This window comes from Pseudomonas sp. FW305-70 (assembly GCF_058783925.1).
Genome location: NZ_JBYSYZ010000050.1, coordinates 18,086 through 38,618 on the forward strand (window position 1 = coordinate 18,086; position 20,533 = coordinate 38,618).

At 56.8% G+C, this 20,533-nt stretch carries 17 protein-coding genes and 2 pseudogenes; 6 read left to right on the forward strand and 13 right to left on the reverse strand.

The genetic code is table 11. The features are described from left to right. Positions 1 to 16 precede the first annotated feature (16 nt). The 8 genes and pseudogenes from AC3WN7_RS25585 to oxdA all read right to left on the reverse strand — a co-directional run bounded on the left by AC3WN7_RS25585 (position 17) and on the right by oxdA (position 8,923). Positions 17 to 1,273, reverse strand: a complete 1,257-nt coding sequence (locus AC3WN7_RS25585; protein WP_102675498.1) for a hypothetical protein — start codon at positions 1,271 to 1,273, stop codon at positions 17 to 19. Between the two features lie 534 nt (positions 1,274 to 1,807). Then, positions 1,808 to 2,005, reverse strand: a pseudogene (locus AC3WN7_RS25590) (integrase); the annotation flags it as partial. Between the two features lie 517 nt (positions 2,006 to 2,522). Continuing rightward, positions 2,523 to 3,746: a GTP-binding protein gene (locus AC3WN7_RS25595; RefSeq protein ID WP_102675499.1), complete on the reverse strand. Its 1,224-nt coding sequence runs from the start codon at positions 3,744 to 3,746 to the stop codon at positions 2,523 to 2,525. Further along, on the reverse strand, positions 3,743 to 4,405 hold the full coding sequence (gene nthB / locus AC3WN7_RS25600) for a nitrile hydratase subunit beta (RefSeq protein ID WP_015095811.1): 663 nt from the start codon (positions 4,403 to 4,405) through the stop codon (positions 3,743 to 3,745). Before nthB ends, AC3WN7_RS25595 begins: the two co-directional genes overlap by 4 nt. 42 nt (positions 4,406 to 4,447) lie before the next feature. Continuing rightward, entirely contained in the window at positions 4,448 to 5,047 is a 600-nt protein-coding gene (nthA, locus tag AC3WN7_RS25605; protein WP_102675500.1) for a nitrile hydratase subunit alpha, read from the reverse strand. A 92-nt stretch (positions 5,048 to 5,139) separates the two neighbouring features. Further along, positions 5,140 to 6,654 (reverse strand): amidase, encoded by a 1,515-nt coding sequence (locus AC3WN7_RS25610; protein WP_102675501.1) that lies wholly within the window; start codon positions 6,652 to 6,654, stop codon positions 5,140 to 5,142. Positions 6,655 to 6,864: 210 nt separating this feature from the next. Continuing rightward, a complete protein-coding gene (locus AC3WN7_RS25615; protein ID WP_102675502.1) occupies positions 6,865 to 7,734 on the reverse strand; it encodes a transporter in 870 nt (289 codons plus the stop codon). Between the two features lie 130 nt (positions 7,735 to 7,864). Beyond that, the gene (gene oxdA / locus AC3WN7_RS25620) at positions 7,865 to 8,923 is read right to left on the reverse strand and encodes an aliphatic aldoxime dehydratase (protein ID WP_095965366.1); all 1,059 of its coding nucleotides are present in this window, start codon (positions 8,921 to 8,923) and stop codon (positions 7,865 to 7,867) included. Between the two features lie 587 nt (positions 8,924 to 9,510). Here oxdA and AC3WN7_RS25625 point away from each other — a divergent pair. Continuing rightward, on the forward strand, positions 9,511 to 10,446 hold the full coding sequence (locus AC3WN7_RS25625; protein ID WP_102675503.1) for an AraC-like ligand-binding domain-containing protein: 936 nt from the start codon (positions 9,511 to 9,513) through the stop codon (positions 10,444 to 10,446). Between the two features lie 17 nt (positions 10,447 to 10,463). On the opposite strand, the pseudogene AC3WN7_RS25630 reads toward AC3WN7_RS25625, so the two are convergent. Beyond that, positions 10,464 to 10,583, reverse strand: a pseudogene (locus AC3WN7_RS25630) (tyrosine-type recombinase/integrase); the annotation flags it as partial. Positions 10,584 to 10,984: 401 nt separating this feature from the next. On the opposite strand from AC3WN7_RS25630, the gene AC3WN7_RS25635 reads away from it, so the two are divergent. Next, entirely contained in the window at positions 10,985 to 11,164 is a 180-nt protein-coding gene (locus AC3WN7_RS25635; RefSeq protein WP_102675510.1) for a hypothetical protein, read from the forward strand. Between the two features lie 44 nt (positions 11,165 to 11,208). Here AC3WN7_RS25635 and AC3WN7_RS25640 read toward each other — a convergent pair whose 3' ends face one another. The 3 genes from AC3WN7_RS25640 to AC3WN7_RS25650 all read right to left on the reverse strand — a co-directional run bounded on the left by AC3WN7_RS25640 (position 11,209) and on the right by AC3WN7_RS25650 (position 14,109). Beyond that, positions 11,209 to 12,684 (reverse strand): DUF1254 domain-containing protein, encoded by a 1,476-nt coding sequence (locus tag AC3WN7_RS25640; RefSeq protein ID WP_102675504.1) that lies wholly within the window; start codon positions 12,682 to 12,684, stop codon positions 11,209 to 11,211. Between the two features lie 198 nt (positions 12,685 to 12,882). Beyond that, entirely contained in the window at positions 12,883 to 13,341 is a 459-nt protein-coding gene (locus tag AC3WN7_RS25645; RefSeq protein WP_102675505.1) for a DUF6130 family protein, read from the reverse strand. A gap of 426 nt (positions 13,342 to 13,767) precedes the next feature. Continuing rightward, on the reverse strand, positions 13,768 to 14,109 hold the full coding sequence (locus AC3WN7_RS25650; RefSeq protein ID WP_102675506.1) for a hypothetical protein: 342 nt from the start codon (positions 14,107 to 14,109) through the stop codon (positions 13,768 to 13,770). 258 nt (positions 14,110 to 14,367) lie between these two features. Between AC3WN7_RS25650 and AC3WN7_RS25655 the strand changes: the two genes are divergently transcribed. Beyond that, complete coding sequence (locus tag AC3WN7_RS25655) at positions 14,368 to 14,889, forward strand: DUF3016 domain-containing protein (protein WP_095965370.1); 522 nt, start codon at positions 14,368 to 14,370, stop codon at positions 14,887 to 14,889. Positions 14,890 to 15,238: 349 nt separating this feature from the next. After that, positions 15,239 to 15,427: a hypothetical protein gene (locus tag AC3WN7_RS25660; protein WP_095965380.1), complete on the forward strand. Its 189-nt coding sequence runs from the start codon at positions 15,239 to 15,241 to the stop codon at positions 15,425 to 15,427. A 57-nt stretch (positions 15,428 to 15,484) separates the two neighbouring features. Here the strand turns inward: AC3WN7_RS25660 and AC3WN7_RS25665 are convergent, their stop codons facing one another. After that, positions 15,485 to 16,876 carry an aldehyde dehydrogenase family protein gene (locus AC3WN7_RS25665; RefSeq protein WP_102675507.1) on the reverse strand — a complete coding sequence of 464 codons (1,392 nt, stop codon included), beginning with the start codon at positions 16,874 to 16,876 and terminating at the stop codon, positions 15,485 to 15,487. A gap of 100 nt (positions 16,877 to 16,976) precedes the next feature. Here AC3WN7_RS25665 and ptrR point away from each other — a divergent pair, with 100 nt between their 5' ends. Then, positions 16,977 to 17,855: a putrescine utilization regulator PtrR gene (ptrR, locus tag AC3WN7_RS25670; protein ID WP_007980886.1), complete on the forward strand. Its 879-nt coding sequence runs from the start codon at positions 16,977 to 16,979 to the stop codon at positions 17,853 to 17,855. A 77-nt stretch (positions 17,856 to 17,932) separates the two neighbouring features. Next, positions 17,933 to 20,137 (forward strand): OsmC domain/YcaO domain-containing protein, encoded by a 2,205-nt coding sequence (locus tag AC3WN7_RS25675; protein ID WP_102675508.1) that lies wholly within the window; start codon positions 17,933 to 17,935, stop codon positions 20,135 to 20,137. Positions 20,138 to 20,533 lie beyond the last annotated feature (396 nt).

Sequence of the window (20,533 nt, forward strand, 5' to 3'; positions counted from 1 at the left end):
GGCTCGACTGACTTCTTTACCAAAATTTCGCATTAAAAAGAAGCTCTTGTCTGTAAAAAAACACACCGAATGCTACGTGTGAAAAGAATAGTGCCAAGCAAAGAGAGTACTTTGCTTTATCGATTTTCTTCTTGGTCAGGGCTTTTGTATTCTTGAACAAGAAGGCGACAGAAAATAGGAATACCAGGTAAAGCCCCATTTGTCCGCTCCACCAGAAATTTCCGTCATACATTCTGGAACCGCTTTCTGCGAAGAAGTACGTAAGAACCAAGCCCATGAAAAGGCAGCAGGAAGAAAAAATTACAGCCTTATCTTGTATGAAGCTTCTTGGGTAACACAGAAAAACCAGCAGTGGAAATGCTATCGACAGGATGAATTTCGGTAGCAGAAAGTTGGAGTAGTGAGCCATCGTCTCAAAAGGCATAACCACGATGTGGCTTTCCGTGCTACCCGTAGCTTGCGAAAGATCCTGGAAGAAGAATGTTTGGAAAAACTGTAGACCAAGCACTGCGAAGATCGGGAGAAAAAATGAGAGATATATGTATTTGCTCGTCAGGGCTGGCTTCAGTCTGTGGGTGACCAAAAGAAATAATACAAAGGCAGGCAGCACAATAATCAAGAAGTTTGGTTTTGAAACTCCGCAGAAAAACAAAGCCATGGCAAGTGCGATGCCACTGGATAAGCCGTTGCTCGATGTGCTGTTGGCCGATTTGAGAGCATAGAGGAAAGCAAGGAGGGAGAGAGGCTTTAAAAGCAGCATGGTAGGGCTGTGGTAAATGCTGATCCCGATATAGCCGAAATAGAGGTGCTGGTCGATAGGAAAAAACAGTTGCAGTGGAGTAACAAGGAGGAGGCAGACTGAGAACAGTATGGCGATGATTGCATGCACGCTCTCTGCCAGTATTCTATAGTTTAAAACTGAAAGAAAAAATATCGACGACACTATTACGACAGTTGACGACTGCGCATAGGTAATAAGAAATATTTTCTTTGTGAGAATTGAAAGTAGGTGATACAGCGGGTGTGGAAGTATCAGCTTTTGGCCTAGTTCCATTTCGCTTGCCCACCTCAAGTGAACAACGTAGTCAAATGCATTTGCTGATAACGTGCTTATCAGTGGTTCAAATATAGCTATACAAATTGCCAGTAGTGCGACATAGGCTATTAAGTTGGTCGTGCGTTTCGACTTTGTATTAAAAATGATGTCGAATTTGTTTGTGGCGTGCTCCCGTCTATCGTTGCTGATGGGCTCAGCAGGTTTAAGAGACGTCATTATTGTTCTTCCCTCTATATTACGTTCTTGCACGAGTGGTGAGATAGAAAATATCTTGAAGTCGGCGAGTATACCCGCTGGACGTTGGTGCTGCTTCTTTCGGTGACACCGCACTCCATGAGCTTCCGACTCAATGGTGCGTATCGTGGGTGGGCCCAAGCTCGCCGCTGTTGGATGCTCGTCTGTCAGGGGGAGATGCCAGTGCTTTCACGCAGGGCGGTGTGAGGGATTCGACGGCCACCCGTGTGCACAGTCGTGGTGGTCCAGCCTATATAAAAGAGGGGGACGGTGTTCGGTCGGCAGGACACCGTAGATGGAGAGGCATTCCCCTTGAAGGTCAGTAGGGATTTTTGCGGGGAAACGTAAAACTCAGCTGAGCCGCGTAGAACGTCGATTGCAGTGGGCGTCTACGTAATGGGTTGTTCTTTAAGGCTTTTTATCGCCCTTGCAAGCATGGGGTGCTAGGGGTCGAGTGTTCGAATCACTCCGTCCCGACCATTATTCCTGAGTAAAATCAGACACTTAAGCCGATCAGATAGATCGGCTTTTTTGTGCCTGCACAAAACCAATCGCGTTCTGTAGCCAGGCTGGCGCCTTTTCCCTGATCGCTTTAAGACCTTCGACGGTATGGCGTTTGCGCTGTTTCTTCTCGATGCGACTGATCGTGCTGGCGGCCGGGATGTCCGGGCACAGCCCCTTTGCCGCGGTATGGTTGAAAATATCGATCAGCAGTCCCAAAACGAGTGATGCAATCAGCGTCGAAGGCGAACCTTCTCCCAGCTGCGATCAACGTAAAACGACCCCGTATCACCCCGAAGGGAATAAAGCGTTGCTCTGTAGAAGGCTGTCCCGCGTGAACAGTTCAGCCCACGCAGTTTTTGGTAAGCCCATTTCCATCCGTGCTTAGGTTCGGTGCTCATACGTTGCCCTGGTCAGTATCATCCATTCCCTGATGGTAGCTCGGGGGGTATGGATGTCCAACTATCGATTTCAGGCGTCAAAAGTACGTCCTGGAGCGATTCTTTTTTTTTAAAAATCTGTGCTGAGTAAACAAGTAGCTGAGGTATGCCCCAGACCTGCCAAGAGCGGGCTTTTTTACGCCCGGTGAAACATATGACCGATACTGAAAAAGATCGAGATATCCTCGCGCGTACACTCTGGGGGAAGCCGTGACGAATCGCTCACAGGTCATAACGAGGCTAGTGAGGCCTCGCTATGGCTGTGCATTGACAGGCGGGTTGTCGAGCGATCAGGGTGACAATGCCTTGAGGTCGAAGGTTGTTGCGCCTGGCAAGGTTGGCCACGTGTGTGGACCTTCCATGATCTCTTGCGGGGTCAGCAGACAGGCGTCCAATTGCCGCTTCAAAATATCCAGGTCGATACCCTGGCCGATGAAGACTATTTCCTGTCGGCAATCCCCGGTGATCTCGTCCCATTTGGCCATTATCCCTTCGCGGCGATAGTCATCCTGAGGCCATTGCGATTGCGCAATGAATGTCCACCAGCGCCCGACATAGTCCCAACGAAATTGCCCGCCACTTTGCACCAGCATGCCAATGTCCAGATGCCGACTGGCAACCCAGAAGTAGCCTTTGCAACGCAGTAGTCGCCCGTTTTGCCACGGCCGCTGCAGGAACTCCAGCAGACGTTGCGGATGGAATGGCGCACGCTCCTGATACACCCACGAAGCAATTCCATAGGTGTCCGACTCGGGAGGACGATCGTCACTCGATTCCAGGCTTTTCATCCAGCCGGGTGACTGCACCAGACTCGGCAAATCGAAGCGACCGGTGTCGAGGATCTTCGACAGATCGACGGCACCGTAGGTCATGGGCAGAATTTCGGCCTGCGGATTGAGGCCCGCGAGAATGGCGCTCAGCTCCAGAAAGCCTTTTTCGCCTATCAGGTCCAGCCGACTGACGAGGATGACGTTGGCGTACTCCACCTGTTCGATCAGCAGATCGGACAAGTGGCGTAATGGCGTGCCCGTTTCGTCCTCGTCGCCGACCGTGCCCCGGGAGGTCAGCAGCGCCTGGAAGTTGCTGCCATCGACAACGGTGACCAAGGTGTCGAGCCGCGCCAGTTCGCTCAGACTGAAACCTTGCGAGTCGAGGAAGGCGAAGGTCTCGGCGACCGGCATCGGTTCGGAGATACCGGTGGACTCGATCAGCAGGTAATCGAAGCGCTGCTGACGCGCCAGCAGGCTGATCTGCTCAAGCAGATCAGCGCGTAGCGTGCAGCAGATGCAGCCGTTGCTCATTTCGACCAGTTCATCGCTGCCGCGGTGCAGCGACACGTTGCGTGCCACGTCCTCGGCGTCGATGTTGACTTCGCTCATGTCGTTGACGATGACTGCCACCCGCATGCCTGCGCGGTTGCGCAGGATGTGGTTGAGCAGGGTCGTCTTGCCGGAGCCGAGGAAGCCCGAAAGAACCGTCACCGGCAACCGGCCCGATAGGGCCCCGTCAATCATGCGGCCACCGTTTTCGCGTCGACGGCCTTGTCCAGGTAGCTTTCGAACAGGTCGACGACCACGAAGCCATCGTCCGCGGCATCACCCCACAGGTCCTTTACCTGGAATTCAACGTGATAGGTCGGCTGATGCGCCGCGCTCAAATCGCCGTGACCGATGGCATCCGGGAACGGCCATTTTTCCGAGGTGCGGTGTCGGACGATGCCTTCCTTGCCGCGTACATAGGCCGGCATGCGTATGTGGCCGGCCACGTATTCGTCGCGAACCACTACCCGGTCGCCAACTTCAAATGGCGGACGGCCAGTGATGGCGGGGCGGCCCTTGTCGTGGGAAGGGTTGGCCAATTTGAAGGGTGAACCCAGCGCCTGATCGAGTTCGTCCTGGGTAATAACGCCGGTTTCGACCAGCAAGGTGGCCGTGGCAATGACGTAGCGTTCGTAATATTGCGTGCCAACGTGCTGGCGGACATCAAGTCGTTCGACGGCGTGACGGATTTCGTCGACGCTGAATTTTTTCAACTGGTCGGCGCCGATAAACATCAGGCTATAAGCCAGGTGCTCCCATTCCTGTTTGAATACTTGCTTGTAATCCTGGCTATTGATGACATGGGGAACCTTGCCAAAGCCTTGAAAACCGCCGAGATCGTGAAAGCCATCCATAATGAAAACCTCCGAAAATTAGTAGATGAAGAGTCTTTTGGGTCAACGTACGCGGGGCAGAGCAACCCCGATCAGCACATCCTTGGTCACCAGTTTCTGAAGCTCTTCTTCACTCATGTGCCCGGAGCCTTCGGGCCTTAAGGGCAGGACCAGGTAGCGGCTTTCTGCGCTGGTATCCCAGACTTTGACGACCACATCGCTTGGTAACTCTGTGCCCATCTCACGCAGCACGGTGCGTCCTTCACGAACCAGGCGTGCCCGGAACTCAAAACCCTTGTACCACTCCGGCGGCAACCCCAGGACCGGCCAGTTGGTGCAGGAGCACAGGCTGCAGACGATGACATTTTTCAGCTGGGGCAAATCCTCCAGGGCGACGATGTATTCGCCTTGCGGACCGGTGAAACCGAACTGCGCACACGCTGCGGTGCCGTCTTTGAGCAACAGCTCCCGGAACTGCGGATCGACCCACGCCTTGGCGACTACACGGGCGCCGTTTTCCGGACTCCATTGGTGCACCATCAATTCGGTTAGCTGTTCGATATAGCCCTCTGGAATCAGCTCTTTGTCTTTCATGACCTTGAACAAGGCCCAGGCCCGTTCGCTGGGCGTCGAAGTGGATGCTGGGGATACAGTGGCGCTCATGGTGTAACTCCTCATCGGTTTAAAACGGTCAAAAAAAGTGAAGAACAGCCCCCGGTTTTTTATTGATGTCCGGGAGGTCGGGTGAGGTGGGCTTACAACGTCTTCCAGTCGACAGTGGCCTCGAACGCTGCCGCCGCCTGGTAAATCGTGCCTTCGGCATAGTGCTTGCCAACGAACATCAGCCCGACGGGCAGGCCGTCCACCAGACCACACGGGATCGACATGGCCGGATGGCCAGTAATGTCCTGCGGCGCGGTGTTGCCGATCATTTCCAGCGCACGGGCCACGTACTCGGTGATCGAACAATCGGGTTCTGGGTGAGGCTGGGCAATGATCGGCACGGTCGGCATGACCAGAAGGTCATAGGTCTCCAGTGCCTTGTCGTAACCGGCCCGGGCGAAGCGTGCGATGTTCTGAGCCTTGGCGTAGAAACGACCGTTGTAATGTTCCAGGCCGTATTGGCCGACGAACATGCACAGTTTGAGCGACGCAGACAATGCGTCCGCTTGGTCGCGCCAGCCGGCCTGTTTATCCAGCAGGCCGACGTCATAGAGACCTTTCCAGTTAAAGCCTGCGCCATTGCCATGCATCATCTGCATGGTCAGGCCTTCGCAGCCGATGGGGTGCCACAGCGAACCCGCCAGGTTGTGCTCGGGGACGGAGACTTCCTCGACGCGAGCGCCCAGGACCTCAAGCCGGGCGATGGCGCTGCGCACCTTGTCGGCAACACGTGGATCCTGATTGGCCAGCTGGAAGCCTTCCTGAAGGATGCCGATCCGTAGCCCGCTCACACCTCGCTCCAGATAATCGCAGTAGGCGTCGACCTGAGGAGCGGCCTGGCGAGGGTCGAGTCCGTCGGCACCGGCCATGACTTCCAGCATCAGTGCGTTGTCACGCACGTTGCGGGTGATGGGACCGACATGGTCGATGGTGGCTTCGATCGCCATGATGCCGGTGTAAGGCACCAAACCGTGAGTCGGCTTCATGCCATAGGTGCCGCAGAACGCTGAAGGGATGCGGATGGATCCACCCTGATCACCGCCAACCGCCAGGTCCACCTCGCCGGCGGCTACTAACGCAGCGCTGCCCGAGGAGGATCCGCCAGCAGCGAAACCGTGCCGATACGGGTTATGTACGGGCGCCGGATCAGACGTGTGGCTGCCACCGGAGAGGCAGTAGTGTTCACAGGTCGCCTTGCCCAGAATGGTGACCCCGTCGTCCAGCAAACGGGTCACCACGGTAGCGTCGAATTTCGGTACGAAGCCTTCCAGTGGGGCGGCGCCGTTCATCATCGGGACGCCAGCCAGGGAGATGTTGTCCTTGAGCGCAACAGTCTTGCCAGCAAGTTTGCCCTCACGGGCGCCATTCACCTCAGTCCTGTAATACCAGGCATTGAGCAGGTTTTGCGAGTTTGACGGGCGGTAGCCCGAACTGCGGTCGTAGCGCACCGGCGGGGTGAAGTCCGGCAACTCGTCGACCAGGTCATATGCATCGAAACTTGGCTGCATAAGTGCCAGGTATTCCGCTGCCTGCTCGTGGGTCAGCTGCATATTCAGCCGGCCAGCGATGTCCTGCAGTTGGTCGAGGGTAGGGCGAACAATGGCCATGATTTTCCTATTCTTTTTGTCTGTGATCGACGACGGTTCATCCCGTACGGGAGCGTTCGATGGTGTTCGCAAACACCTCACGCCGGGTACCTGGAGCGACATCAATCGATGTGGGTAACAGGGTTCAAGTTAGGCATCCCTCTCGACATTTGCTTGGCCGAGAAGGACAGCCACTTGGTTGAAAAGGACAACCTGCCGAGCGTGGCGAGCTCAGAACACTTTCAAGACGCGCAGGTTCAGGCGTGCACCTTCCTTGAAGCCTTGTTCGACCTCAATGTCGGTGCCGATCTGGGCCTGAATCTGCAGCGTGGGCTCGATGAAGTGCGTGACGGTGAAACGCCCATAGGAGGTGGAGACCCCGTCGTGCTGATCGACCCCGTTGACGGTGGTCGCCGAGCCGGTGATGTAGCCGCCGCCAACGGCGAAGGTGGTGCTCGGCGTCCAGTTGTAGCGCACGGCGGTCTGGTACTCGTAACGGGTGTTTTCTTCCAGCTTCGCCCCGGTCGGGCCGAAGTCATTGTTGGTCGACACCCATGAGGCTTCAGCCACCGTGTCCAGCGCCCATTTCGGGGAGAAATGGTGGATGTACGCCGCCTGTAGCGTGGCGCGCCAGCGGTTCTCGCCGAGGTTCAGGGCATCGTTTTTATCGTAGCTCCCCACCGGAAAGGACAGGTAGGGTGCCAAAGCGAAGATGTCCTTGTTCGCCGTGGGCAGCGTCCACTTCAGCGGCGCGGTGATGATCGGGTCGCCGATGCCGCGGGTATCGCCCAAGGCACCGATATCTCCCGAGGCGTTCATCTGGCCGAAAGGCAACAGAATCTGCGGTTCCCATGAGAGGTTTTCTGACACGCCGATGGCGTGCACATACCGCAGGATGCCGATGTCCGAACTGAGCCTGGCGTCGTCGGAGACCTTGTGGCCGTTCTGGTACAGATCCGAGCGGTCGGCGTGCTGGTAGTAGAGCAACAAGGCGTTGGCGCCAGCCGGCAATGGTTCGAAATCACCGGGAGCTACCTCGATGGCCTGGCTTTTGACAAAGGGCAGCATGCACAGCACGAATAAAGAGTGACTCAACTTCATGATCGATTTCCTGACAAAAAGGCCCCCAACCCCATCCGCTTGAGATGGAGGGCCAAAAGATGTTTGAGAGGTCTGTGTCAGGGCGGAATCCGGATCAAGACCGCCCATGGACGCCGGGTAGCGTCAGATGTCAGGTTTCAGGGATCACCGCGTCACGCAACATGCCGGTCTGCGGGTGGCAGTTGATGTACTCGAACACTTGATCCTTGGCGTCGGATACCGAGACTTCGTGATAGAGCCGTAGCTTCGACAGGCTGGTGGCCACGCGAAAGAAGGTCACGAAGATCCGCAGATGGGTCGGATGGGATTCGGCCCAGCGCTCGAGTTTTTCCAGGGAGCGCCAGTGACCGATGTTGTAGCTCAGGTTCAGAAAGTTGCCGTCCAGGTCGATGTAGTTCACGAAGCGATTGCTGTAGCAACCCAGGTCCTTGCCATTGTCACGCAGGAAGTCCATACCCGCCTGCAGCGTCGGCAGAATTTCGTTGAGATAGAGCGATCGTTCTTCTTCGCCGGCATCCGCCCAGTCCTGGCCGGAGCGGATCAGTGCGACATTGTCGTGGCCTTGCACGACCACGCGCCCACCTGTGGCCGGGTCGCCGGCGATGACCGTCAGTTCACCGGAAGGAGCCATCCAGTCGGTCTGGGAAATCGGGAAGCGGTCACGCATCGATCCCCAGTAACCGTGTTCTTCGATGTCGTCACTAATGGTGTCCATCACGGCGCCAACGCCGGGCAACTCATCGCGAAAGCCATACAGTGTCTCGAACTGCTCGGCCCTCGGCGCGACAATTTCCCGAAAGTAACCGAGACCGTCGCTCAGGCGATCCTGCGAGGACCACCATTCGATTACCTCAGGCGTGCGCAGCCAACGGCAATATGCGGCGGGGTCTTTCCAGTAACCGACGATCATCAGGTTGTCGTAACCGCTGTTGTCGGTGTGGTGGGTCAGGTCATGGCTCAGAGGGCCATCGGGCAAACTCAGGCTGGCGGCAATGTGGCGCATCGCGTGCAGAGCTGCTTCACGCTGATCCTCCCCGCGGTATTGCACACCCCAATACCCCATCACCACTTGTTCCACTCGCTCATCGGCGCGTGCGACCCACATGGGGAAGGGGGGTTGGTATTCATCGGGGACGCGACGAGACAACGTCCGTGGGCATTTGAGGTGCTTATCGATCGCAGATTCCATGGTGGGCTCCTTGGTTTTTTTGTTGGTAGGCGGTTATCTGTTCAACGTTTCGACGGGCGCGGGTACCTGGAGGTTGGCGCAACCAGTCGACGCCGCAGCGCCAGAGTCCCCAGCTCTAACAGGTAGGTGGCGAACTCTTCAGGTGCCAAGTCGCGCCTCTGCAAAAGCCAGGATGAATCGGACTGTCGCTGCTGCTCTTGTAGATGCATGGGACACCTCATCAGTTGTGGTTGGAGGGGCACGGTGTGGGGTAGAAGTTAGGCGGGGACGGCGCAGTACGCTTGGCTCGTACGGACAACCGTTTGGCTAGAAAGGACAGGCTCTGAAAACAGGAATACGATGCGCTGATTGGGTGCGCGCACTCCGTCAGGTGGCGAATGCATGCATCGATAACGGGCAGGCGTCATCCGTGTGAAGCGTTAGCGGGATTCGCGCGCGCAGCCTCTATCCCGAGCATGCGAGCGTCTGGCATTTCAGGCGCACACAACGGTGGCAACCCGAGAGGGGGAGTGGCCTGCTATTTGCTAAGCAGGGAATCAACGTTACCGTCGCCCTTATTGTTCAGTCGCCGCCGTGAGGTGAATGCCATGAGCCATAGCAATCAGTATTCAACTCTCGCCGTTGCGGCTCCACGTCGCTTTGATTACTGGAAAGAAGTGGTCTGCCGTCATTGCCTGGCGGCGGACAGCAAACCGTTGGTGCAGAGCGATTTCGACGGGGTGCTGGAGGTGCACGGCATGGGGCCGCTGGACATCTGTACGCTGTCCTCGCCACTGCATTATTGGGAGCGGGCCCCCCGGCACTTGCGCAGCGGTCCGGACGAGGATCTGTGGCTGGGTTTCACCCGGCGAGGCTTTGGTGAGCTGGAGCAGGCAGGGCGCAAGGCAACGCTGGCGACGGATAGTTTGTTTCTTTATGACGCATCCCAAACGTTCCGATTCAGTCTGGGTGGTACCGAGAACCACCTGGTCCGCATTCCGCGACAGTTACTCAGCCAACGGTTGCCAGGCGTAGCAGGTTGCACCGCCGTTGTTTTGGACGATCGCCGTCCAGGGGTGATTCCGTTGCGCGAGATGTTGCATCAAGCGGCGAGCATTCCTGCGAGTTTTCAAGATGAGGGGCTATCCAGCCGCTTTTCCAACACCTTGCTTGACCTGCTCGCGATTAGCCTGGAACTCCAGGATTTGAAGACGACTCATGACGAGCTGGATCTTTATGGTCGGATCATGAACTACATCCACCAGCATCTGACCGATCCGGACCTGTCGATCGAACGCATCGCTCAAGTGCATTATGTGTCCACGCGAACCGTCACGCGCGCGTTCGCCCGTTACCAGAAATCGCCAGTCGCAGAGATCTGGAAGGAGCGCCTGATCGCCAGTCGTGAGGCTATAGAACGCGGTCAGGTACGCAGCATTTCTCAAGCTGCACTGGATTTCGGATTCTCCGATTTTTCCCATTACAGTCATGCTTTTCGCAAGGCTTTTGGTATGGCTCCTCATACACTCTTGCGCCGCAATTGAGCAAGGTCGCTCGCCATAGCGGGGCGAAGGTTTTCCTCCCGCCAGAGATTCGCCGCTCTCACCCGCGCTTTCTTCCAGGCCGAATCATTCACTCGGTGCATCGCATCGCCGTTGTACGGAAAAAACCAGTCCTCTGACCATGCTGTGGGCGTCCGCCCACTCATCCAGCTCGATACGATCAAACACCACGCTCTGTTTTCCGATAAGCACTTGCGTGATCACCTTGCCCCCCAGCTTGTCCCTGCAAGTCCCGCCAAGGCTCCCATAGACATATTTTTGATGATTATTGATTTTCTAATCCCCCCTTCAGCCGTTTTAAATGCGCCTCGAGGAAGGTAAGCAAAGGCAGGTCCTGCAGTTCGCTTTGACGCAAGCTTCTAATGCCGCCAAATCCGCATCTGTAGAGTCTGCTCCTCCTCACGTTGTGTACTGTTTTCCCCACGCCTTCAGCCGGGACACGCAGACGAAAGTTCACACACCGCATTTCGGTTTTTCCAGGTTAGAGACTGAGTTAAACCGCAAAAAGGAGGATGCCAGGATGCTGATAAGAATCGAAAAAGCGAGGACACCGCAAGACTGGAATGTCTGGATGAACGCCTGGTGCGTCAAGTTTCGCAGCTATGCCGAAGCCTTGGCGTTCGTGAGCAGATTGGAAGGCCGGATAAATGCACCGCACCTGTTGCCTGTCAGCGAAGACCCGCTTGTATTGGAACGGTAAACCCCCGACAAATGCCGGGGGGGGGGCGCGATCTGGCGCGGGTTCTATTTCGATACCACGATGCCTGCTGGCTTCCAGGTGCCGTCGCCAGCCGGCAGGACTGAAGGTGGCGTCTCCTTGGGCCAATAGAGGCGCATCACCAGGTAAATCGGGCCGTCGGGTGCGGGCAGCCAGTTGCCTTCCAGCGCCTTGCCAGGCGACTTCTGTTGGATGTAGAGGGTCAGCGACCCGTCGGCATTCTTTTTCATGCCGGGCAGCATGGGCGAGTTCAGTAGATAGCGGTCGATCGGGTTCTTGATAAGGAGCTGTGTCTTGCCGTCGTACATCGTCACCGACCAGAAGGCGTTCACTGGAGGTAGTTGCCCCGCCGGGAAGGTGAGTGTGTAGTTATGCTTGCTGCCATCCAGTGGCTCGCCGGTCGCGGTTGTGCGGGTGATGGGGTAAGTAGCTTCGACGGCATCGTTGCCGTAAATGCCACCTTTGGCCGCGCCCGCGCGCTTCAACCAGTCGCCATTGTAGAAATGGCGGTCGCCAAAGTACGAGCCGATGCCCCAGCCATTGACGTTCTTGAGTCCGCCGGACAACCACTTGTCCACCTTCTCGTCACCTTCCTTCATGCCCAGCAGGACAGCGGCCTTGTGCTCGAGCGAGAGGTCCTGGAGCTTGAAGCTCTTGCCCGGTCCAATGCCGATTTTCGCGATTCGAGCCCGAATTTCCCGGTCTTCCGGTGTTGGCGGTACGTACTGGAGTGCGGCGTCAAGATACTCGAAGAAGTTCTCCTTGATCCCCGCGGTGGTGCCTGGAGGGAAATTGATAACCGGCGAAGCAGGCGCCGCCGGTTGCTTCAAAAACGCCGACAGCGGCTGGACTTTGTAGCCAGACTGCACCTTGATCACATTCGGCATGTCCTTGGGATTGAAGAGCTGGGTTCGGTAGCCGGCCACCGTGAAGGGCGTTGTCGAATAGAAGGCTTTGCTGATGCCGGGTGGCATGGAGCCCTTCCAGTCAGGCCCGACCACCATGTAGTTACCCGGGCCGTTCCCCGTGGTGCGGCTGCCGATGTAGCCGTAGTTGTAGGTGTTGCCGTCGATCAGTTGCACCGAGTAATAACGTTTCTTTTCCACTGCAGGTACCGTGAGCACCATGGGCTCGGCGCGCAGATCCAGCCAGAGGAACGAATAGGGCGTATCGCTGTTGGGCGTGACGATGGCCGTATCCTGGTAAGTGAAGACACGGGGTTCGTTCTTGATCTGGTTGAAGGGGGCCTTGAACTGCGGGCCGCTTTTGTCCACGGCGTACTCATACATGACCGCATAGTTCATTACGATCGGCAGTCCGTAGATGAAGGCTTCCTCGGCGATGGCCTTCGTTTCCGTGAGGCTGGGCGCGGCGATGCCCTTGGCTGCATCGGCTTTCTCGGCCTGGGCCACGGGGTCATTCTTGCTGGCACAGCCTGATACAAGCGCCACCGAAACGGCAGCGATGGCTATCCATTTGATGCATGAATATTCCGGTTTCATCCTTTGTCGCTCCTGACCAAAATCCTCTCTGCCCTGGATGTCTTGATCAGCGATTGAACACGTCGAGACTCCAGCTGGTTTACTGCCGAATCTGAGCGTAGGCCATTAAGCAAACCTCCGCTATTGACTGGGGGGCAGCCAATATCGGAGGCAAACTTCTTCGATTGAGGCAAGCAGACAACTGAAGCGAAGTAGCGACTAATGAGGGGCGTCAGCCGGTTTCTTTTCCGGAACGATGAAACGCACTGTCGTACTGGTAAGGACTTTGTGAGTCGGGTCGGCCACTTCAAGAAGAACCTGGTGAGTGCCGGGGGGCAATCCGACCAGGATAATCGGGTCTTCACTGGTGTGTGCCCATGTACCTTTCCAGTCGTCGACGGTCACGTGAAGGTGCCCGAGGCGGGGTGATACATCAGCCGCCGCTTTACCAAATACCGGCATGATCCTCGCGTGCTCTGTGCGGTATTGGATAATGACGACTCCGCGGGCAAGGGGCTCGGCAAGCGGCGACTCGGCAATGAGTCTTGGCGCCGTCTCGGATTCCAGGGGAAGTATTGCCGGTGGGTGGTAGGTGTCTGTGGCTCCTTCACCGCGCGCGGCTGTGCAAAAGAACACCGCCAAAGCAAAGGCCAATGGATTTCTGAGAGAGAGGGACATGGTGTTTTTCTCCCGCGTGATCTCTTCAAGCCTAGATCAAACCGAGCCCCAGTCATTGGGTGTTTCAGCCCAAAATGTAGGGTAAGCGAACCCCTTGTTGGGGAATGTTTCACGACCCGAATAGACCTTTTTCAGTGCAATCGCTGGGCCCGGGCTTTACCTGTGCCAAATGGCTTGGATTTTGCTCGGGTGCTGATACTGAAGCATTCATTGAATGCGGTATCCGGAGATTCGAGCCATGTGGGCAAAAACTCTGCTTCTGGGCGTCATGTTTGGAATCGGGATCGTTACCAGCGGCTTGGCTACGAGCATGATTCTGTTTTGGTACGAGTTGTTTTAACCACCATCCCTTCTGCTTGAGTCGGCTGAGTAGGACGGGGCTAGCTCCGCTTCTTCATGGTCCCTGGTGGCGGCGGTTGCGATGGTCTATGCCTGGATTCCCATCTCCCCCTGTGCAGCTTGTAACGCTCGCTCTTCGGTCAGCGGCATTAAAGTTGGCTGCGCGTTACTGGCGTGCAAGTAAAGAAAGTAGTGCCCTGAATCGACTAACAGTATCCGGTACAGTTCTGATGGCCGATAGTTGTTACCGATATGAATACTTTCATTGAGGATCTCGAAAGACTTGATCCCATGCTGTCGCATTGCAGTTTCAAAGGCTTCGTAAAGACCTTCTCTGCGGCGTCGATTGTTTCGAGCATTTAGCTTGAAAAAAACCACCATCAGCACGCCATAGCTGATGAGGAGTATCACAAGGGCGCTAGGGCGCATGCGTGGAGCTCCATGTCCTCTCAATCGCTGTACCTTTTAGTGTAGGCGCGTTACGGGTGAAGTCTTCTGCTCATCCCGAGGTCATGGAGCGTGTTGCCGTTGAGTCAGGTCGCGCGCGCCAGGATCGCCTGCGCACGGCCTATGACAGGCGCATCGACCATTAGGAGCTGGAAACACACGCAGCGGGCATGCGCTTGAGGCGTAAACTGAACAGGGTGCAGCATGCATTGAAAAAGCGTTGCACCCGGAGGTGATGCCATGCGCCCAATAACCCTTTGCTCCTCGATCGCACTGCTGGCGCTGTTCATGGTGCCACTGGCCACCGCAGCGTCTTCGGTCGAAGTCGTCTTCAATAACCCCGAAAAATTCAGCGATGCCAGCCTGGACAGTCCGGGCTATGAACGTGGGGCCGATCCTTATGTCATGAAAGAGCTGCGCAGCTACCTCCAGAAGCTTGGCGAGCGGTACCTGCCAGCCGACCAGCAGCTGCAAATTGAAATACGCAACATCGACCTGGCCGGCCGTTACGAACCCTGGAGGATAAATGCCTATGAGGTGCGCTTCATGCGCGACATTACCTGGCCGAGCATCGATCTACATTACGTTCTCAAACAAAATGGCCAGATCGTGAACCAGGCCGACGCCAGAGTCATGGATCAGCTCTACCTCCAGCGTCCGGGGCGTGCGAACAGGAGTGACAGGCTCTACTCCGAGAAGGCGATGCTCTCGGACTGGTTCCAGAGACAATTCGCCGGGCAACATCAGAGTGGGTTGAAATGAACCACCCTGTACTCTGAATCAGTCGTCCGGCTTGGGGAACATGGACCAGAAAGTAAAAAGCCCGGCGTCGGGCCGGGCTTTCTGTAGATGGGCCAAATCCCTTTGGCTGTCCGTATTGTGCTTGATCGGTGTGACGAAGGTGTGACAGCTGAATACGAAATACCGTGGCGTAACCGTTGGGCCAAGTGCTACTGGAGTACGACACGACATCAAAACTTTCGATACTCTCTGCTCAGTAATCCACAATGGTTTTGGGGCAATCGAATGGCGGTCAGTGAAACGCAACTCAATGACTTGAGCATTCGCCCAGGTGGGATTTGTCTTTAAACCGGTCCGAGGTTTGATCGAGATGGCTCATTCACTTAAGTACCAAATAGGCGAATCCGTCCGCACTGTCGAGGCCGAGGTGGGGAAGTTGCTCGATCTGGCTGCAACGCTCAGAGAAGCAGGGGATGAAGAAATGGCTGCAGCCGTCTCGACCCAGGCGAACAAGCTGCTTGAAGCAGCAGTGGCGCTGAGGATCGCGATGTCAGGCTGACTGCTTGCGCTGCGTTCGTTGAGCCAGATTGAGCCAGTTCGAAGCACTGCATTGCCCTTAACGCCGATCCAGCCAAACCGTCTGAGCATTACAGAATTCGCGCACCCCGAAATGCGAGAGTTCCCGGCCAAAGCCACTCTTCTTCACGCCACCAAAACTGACACGCGGATCGCTGGCGCTATAGCCGTTGATGAACACGCCGCCGGTTTCAAGTTCGCCAGCCATCTGCCGGGCGAGTTCGCCATTGCGCGTATAAATAGTGGCGGTGAGGCCGAACTCGCTGTCATTGGCCAGCGCCAGGGCATGGGCGGCGTCGCGGGCCGTGATGATTGAAGCCACGGGACCAAACAGTTCCTGTCTAAAGGATGTCATCCGGTCGGTCACGTCGCCCAGTACAGTGGGTTCGTAGTAGTTGCCGGTGCCTTCGACCTTCTTTCCACCCAGCAACAAGGTCGCGCCTTCTTCCAGTGTGTCGCGCACCTGTTGGTCCAGTTCGTCGCGCAGATCGAAGCGTGCCATCGGGCCGATGTAAGTGGTGCTGGCGAGTGGATCACCGACGACCAGTCGTTGGGTGGCCTCGACGAACTTGCGGGTAAATTCCTCTGCAATGCCTTGCTCGACAATCAGGCGTTTGGCAGCGGCGCAGACTTGTCCGGTGTTTTGATAGCGCCCGATCACGGCGGCTTTGACCGCCTCATCGAGGTCCGCGTCGTCGAGCACGATAAAAGGGTCGGAGCCGCCCAGTTCCAATACGCATTTCTTCAGCGCGGCTCCGGCCTGGGCACCGATGGCCATGCCCGCCCGCACGCTGCCGGTGAGGGTGACAGCCGCGATGCGTGGATCGGCGATCGCCTTGGATACACCGTCCGGGGTGACGTTGATGACCTCGAAGACACCTTCAGGAAAATCCGCCTGCTTGACGGCTTCCAGCAGCAGGTAGGCGCTGCCCATGACGTTGGGCGCGTGCTTGAGTACGTAGGTATTGCCGGCGAGCAGGGTGGGGACCGCGCCGCGCAGCACTTGCCAGATGGGGAAGTTCCACGGCATGACGGCGAGAATCGGGCCGAGCGGGCGATATTCAATGCGTGCCTTGCCGCCTTCAACCTGGGTCGGTTCTGCGCTGAGCATGGCGGGACCCTGTTCGGCGTACCACTCGCAGAGCTGCGCGCATTTTTCAATTTCGCCACGGGCCTGAGTCATCGGCTTGCCCATTTCCAGGGTGATCATGTTGGCCATGGCCTCTGCATTGTTGCGCAGGGCCTGGCCGAGGTTGATCAAAAGCTGCGCGCGCTGCTCTACCGGTTTGCCGCGCCAGGTGCGAAACCCGGTAGTGGCCCGCGCCAGCGCGGCCTGTAATGCCGAATCGGATTCGAAAGGGTACTGGCCGATCTGCTCGCCCGTGGTCGGGTTGATCGAAATGGCATGGGTAAGGCTGGATACGTGGGTCATGGCACCGTCCTGCTAGGTAGGAATGTGCTCAGATTATGGGGGTATATGTTTTATGGAAACTGAATAATACTGAGCATAACGTTCACGTTTGGAGAATAACTTGGATCTGGTCCAGCTCGAAATTTTCAAGGCTGTCGCCGAGCACGGCAGCATCAGCGTTGCCGCCCAACATATCCACCGGGTGCCATCGAACCTCACGACCCGAATCAAGCAGCTCGAGCAGGACCTGGGTGTGGATCTGTTTATCCGCGAGAAGAGTCGCCTGCGCTTGTCGCCAGCCGGCTGGAGTTTCCTGGATTACGCTCGACGCATTCTCGACCTGGTTCAGGAGGCGCGGGCCACCGTAGCGGGTGAAGAGCCGCAAGGCGCCTTCGCCCTGGGTTCGCTGGAAAGCACTGCAGCGGTACGAATTCCGGAGCTATTGGCTGCCTATAACCAGAAACACGCGAAGGTCGAACTGGACCTGTCCACTGGTCCCTCCGGGACCATGATCGACGGGGTGCTGTCGGGGCGGCTGGCCGCGGCATTTGTCGATGGGCCGGTGTTGCATCCGGCGCTGGAAGGCGTACCGGCGTTCGAGGAGGAGATGGTCCTGATCGCACCGCTCAATCATGAGCCGATTCATCGGGCCAAGGATGTGAATGGCGAAAACATCTATGCCTTCCGCTCCAACTGCTCCTATCGCCATCATTTCGAAAGCTGGTTTGCCAATGGCGCGGCGGTGCCCGGCAAGATATTCGAAATGGAGTCCTATCACGGCATGCTGGCCTGCGTCAGCGCCGGGGCCGGCCTGGCGCTGATGCCACGCAGCATGCTCGAAAGCATGCCGGGGTGTACGACGGTCAGCGTCTGGCCGTTGTCGGAGTCGTTCCGCTATCTGCGTACCTGGCTGGTGTGGCGCAGGGGGACGGTGTCGCAGAGCCTCACGATGTTTGTGCGCCTGCTGGAGGAGCGTGGTGTCGCGTTGATCGATAAATAGTGGAAAGTTAACGGTCTGCGCTGAAAAACCGGATAATGGCGGCCAAATCGTTTAGCTCGTTATTCTGGTAATCGCACATGGAAATCAAGGTCAACTTTCTCGACAACCTTCGACTTGAGGCCAAGTTCGACGACTTCACGGTGATCGCCGATCAACCCATTCGCTACAAGGGTGATGGCTCGGCGCCGGGGCCGTTCGATTATTTCCTGGCTTCGTCGGCGTTGTGTGCGGCGTACTTCGTGAAGTTGTATTGCGAGACTCGCAACATCCCCACCGAAAATATCCGCCTGTCGCAGAACAACATCGTTGACCCGGAAAACCGCTACAACCAGATTTTCAAGATTCAGGTCGAATTGCCGGCGGACATCTCCGCCAAGGACCGCCAGGGGATCTTGCGCTCCATTGACCGCTGCACGGTAAAGAAGGTGGTGCAAACCGGGCCTGAGTTCGTGATTGAAGAGGTCGAAAACCTCGACGCCGATGCCCAGGCGCTGCTGATGCCGCACTCGACCTCCGAGGCGGGCACCTACATTGCGGGCAAGGACCTGCCGCTGGAGCAAACCATCGCCAACATGTCGGGCATCCTGGCCGACCTGGGCATGAAGATTGAAATCGCCTCCTGGCGCAACATCGTCCCCAATGTGTGGTCGCTGCACATCCGCGATGCGCACTCGCCGATGTGTTTTACCAATGGCAAAGGCGCGACCAAGGAAGGCGCGCTGGCATCGGCGTTGGGCGAGTTTATCGAGCGGCTCAACTGCAACTTCTTCTATAACGATCAGTTCTGGGGGGAGGACATCGCCAATGCGGCGTTTGTGCATTATCCGGACGAGCGCTGGTTCAAGCCGGGCCCTAAGGACGAGCTGCCGAGCGAAATCCTCGACGAGTACTGCCTGAAGGTCTACGACCGGGATGGCGAGTTGCGTGGTTCGCATCTGTACGACACCAACTCCGGCAACACCCAGCGCGGTATTTGTTCGCTACCGTTTGTGCGCCAGTCGGACAATGAGGTGGTGTACTTCCCGTCCAACCTGATCGAAAACCTGTTCCTGAGCAATGGCATGAGCGCCGGCAACACGCTGGCTGAAGCGCAGGTGCAGTGCCTGTCGGAAATCTTCGAACGCGCGGTCAAGCGCGAAATCCTTGAAGGCGAAATGGCCCTGCCGGATGTGCCGCAGGAAGTGCTGGCGAAGTACCCGGGCATCCTGGCCGGTATCCAGGCCCTGGAAGAGCAGGGCTTCCCGGTGCTGGTCAAGGATGCGTCGCTGGGCGGGGAGTTCCCGGTGATGTGCGTCACCTTGATGAATCCGCGTACCGGTGGCGTATTTGCCTCGTTCGGCGCGCACCCAAGCCTGGAAGTGGCGCTGGAACGCAGCTTGACGGAGCTGCTGCAGGGCCGCAGTTTTGAAGGCCTGAATGATCTGCCGCAGCCGACCTTCGAAGGGCAGGCGGTGACTGAGCCGAACAATTTCGTCGAGCACTTTATCGACTCCAGCGGTGTGGTCTCGTGGCGCTTCTTCAGTGCCAGGCCGGACTTCGAATTCGTTGAGTGGGATTTCTCCGGTCAAGGCGAAAACTCCAATGCCGAAGAGGCCGCGACCTTGTTCGGCATTCTCGAAGACATGGGCAAAGAAGTGTACATGGCGGTCTATGAGCATATCGGCGCCAAGGCCTGCCGCATTCTGGTGCCGGATTACTCGGAAATTTATCCGGTCGAAGATTTGATCTGGGATAACACCAACAAGGCGCTGCAGTTCCGCGCCGACATCCTGAATCTGCACAGCCTGAGCAAAGTCGGCCTGCGATCGCTGGCCCAGGGGCTGGAAAGCAGCGAGCTGGATGATTACACCGACATCACCACCCTGATCGGCATCGAATTCGACGACAACACGCCCTGGGGCAAGCTGACGATCCTGGAGCTGAGGCTGCTGATTTATCTTGCCTTGCAGAAGTTTGATCAGGCCAAGGATCTGGTGGAAGCCTTCTTGCAGTACAACGACAACACCGTCGAACGCGGCCTGTTTTATCAAGCGGTGAACGTCGTGCTGGAAATGCAGCTGGACGATGATCTGGAACTGAGCGACTACGAGGTCAACTTCCGCCGGATGTTCGGTGACGAGCGGATGGATGCGGCGATAGGGTCGGTCGATGGCAGCGTACGTTTCTACGGTCTGACACCGACGAGCATGAAGCTGGAAGGCCTCGACAGGCACCTTCGTCTGATCGACAGCTATAAGAAGCTACATACGGCGCGGGCCGGGGTGGCGACGTTATTCAGCTGAAAGCGCTGACAAAAAAGCACCTTGGGCGCTTTTTTGTTTTTTGATGGCCAGCACAATTTTCCGTGTGCGGTGGGCTCGCTATTCGGCCATGACCTGGGCAGCGGCTGGCGTTGAGGAAGCTCTTCTATATAGAGGGCGCATTTTTCCACTCCTTTCAGGCTTCCTTCGGGGCGTTTTAGCGCCTTCTGTAAGTTATTGATAGAAAACCTGAATCAGTGCTTGACGGCTGATTTCAGATGTCTATAATTCGCCCCACTTCCGGCGCAGTCGAAACGGAAAACTCCTTGGTAGACAAAGAGTTACGCAGTTTTCGGCAGCAGGTTGCTTCAGGTCATCGAAGCGCCAGGGAAGTTGAAAAAGAGGTGTTGACAGCAGCGAGTAACGCTGTAGAATTCG

Coding starts and splice junctions, on each gene's coding strand:
- AC3WN7_RS25585 (WP_102675498.1), bottom strand. CDS start 1,273: ATGACGTCTCTTAAACCTGCTGAGCCCATCAGCAACGATAGACGGGAG.
- AC3WN7_RS25595 (WP_102675499.1), bottom strand. CDS start 3,746: ATGATTGACGGGGCCCTATCGGGCCGGTTGCCGGTGACGGTTCTTTCG.
- nthB (WP_015095811.1), bottom strand. CDS start 4,405: ATGGATGGCTTTCACGATCTCGGCGGTTTTCAAGGCTTTGGCAAGGTT.
- nthA (WP_102675500.1), bottom strand. CDS start 5,047: ATGAGCGCCACTGTATCCCCAGCATCCACTTCGACGCCCAGCGAACGG.
- AC3WN7_RS25610 (WP_102675501.1), bottom strand. CDS start 6,654: ATGGCCATTGTTCGCCCTACCCTCGACCAACTGCAGGACATCGCTGGC.
- AC3WN7_RS25615 (WP_102675502.1), bottom strand. CDS start 7,734: ATGAAGTTGAGTCACTCTTTATTCGTGCTGTGCATGCTGCCCTTTGTC.
- oxdA (WP_095965366.1), bottom strand. CDS start 8,923: ATGGAATCTGCGATCGATAAGCACCTCAAATGCCCACGGACGTTGTCT.
- AC3WN7_RS25625 (WP_102675503.1), top strand. CDS start 9,511: ATGAGCCATAGCAATCAGTATTCAACTCTCGCCGTTGCGGCTCCACGT.
- AC3WN7_RS25635 (WP_102675510.1), top strand. CDS start 10,985: ATGCTGATAAGAATCGAAAAAGCGAGGACACCGCAAGACTGGAATGTC.
- AC3WN7_RS25640 (WP_102675504.1), bottom strand. CDS start 12,684: ATGAAACCGGAATATTCATGCATCAAATGGATAGCCATCGCTGCCGTT.
- AC3WN7_RS25645 (WP_102675505.1), bottom strand. CDS start 13,341: ATGTCCCTCTCTCTCAGAAATCCATTGGCCTTTGCTTTGGCGGTGTTC.
- AC3WN7_RS25650 (WP_102675506.1), bottom strand. CDS start 14,109: ATGCGCCCTAGCGCCCTTGTGATACTCCTCATCAGCTATGGCGTGCTG.
- AC3WN7_RS25655 (WP_095965370.1), top strand. CDS start 14,368: ATGCGCCCAATAACCCTTTGCTCCTCGATCGCACTGCTGGCGCTGTTC.
- AC3WN7_RS25660 (WP_095965380.1), top strand. CDS start 15,239: ATGGCTCATTCACTTAAGTACCAAATAGGCGAATCCGTCCGCACTGTC.
- AC3WN7_RS25665 (WP_102675507.1), bottom strand. CDS start 16,876: ATGACCCACGTATCCAGCCTTACCCATGCCATTTCGATCAACCCGACC.
- AC3WN7_RS25675 (WP_102675508.1), top strand. CDS start 17,933: ATGGAAATCAAGGTCAACTTTCTCGACAACCTTCGACTTGAGGCCAAG.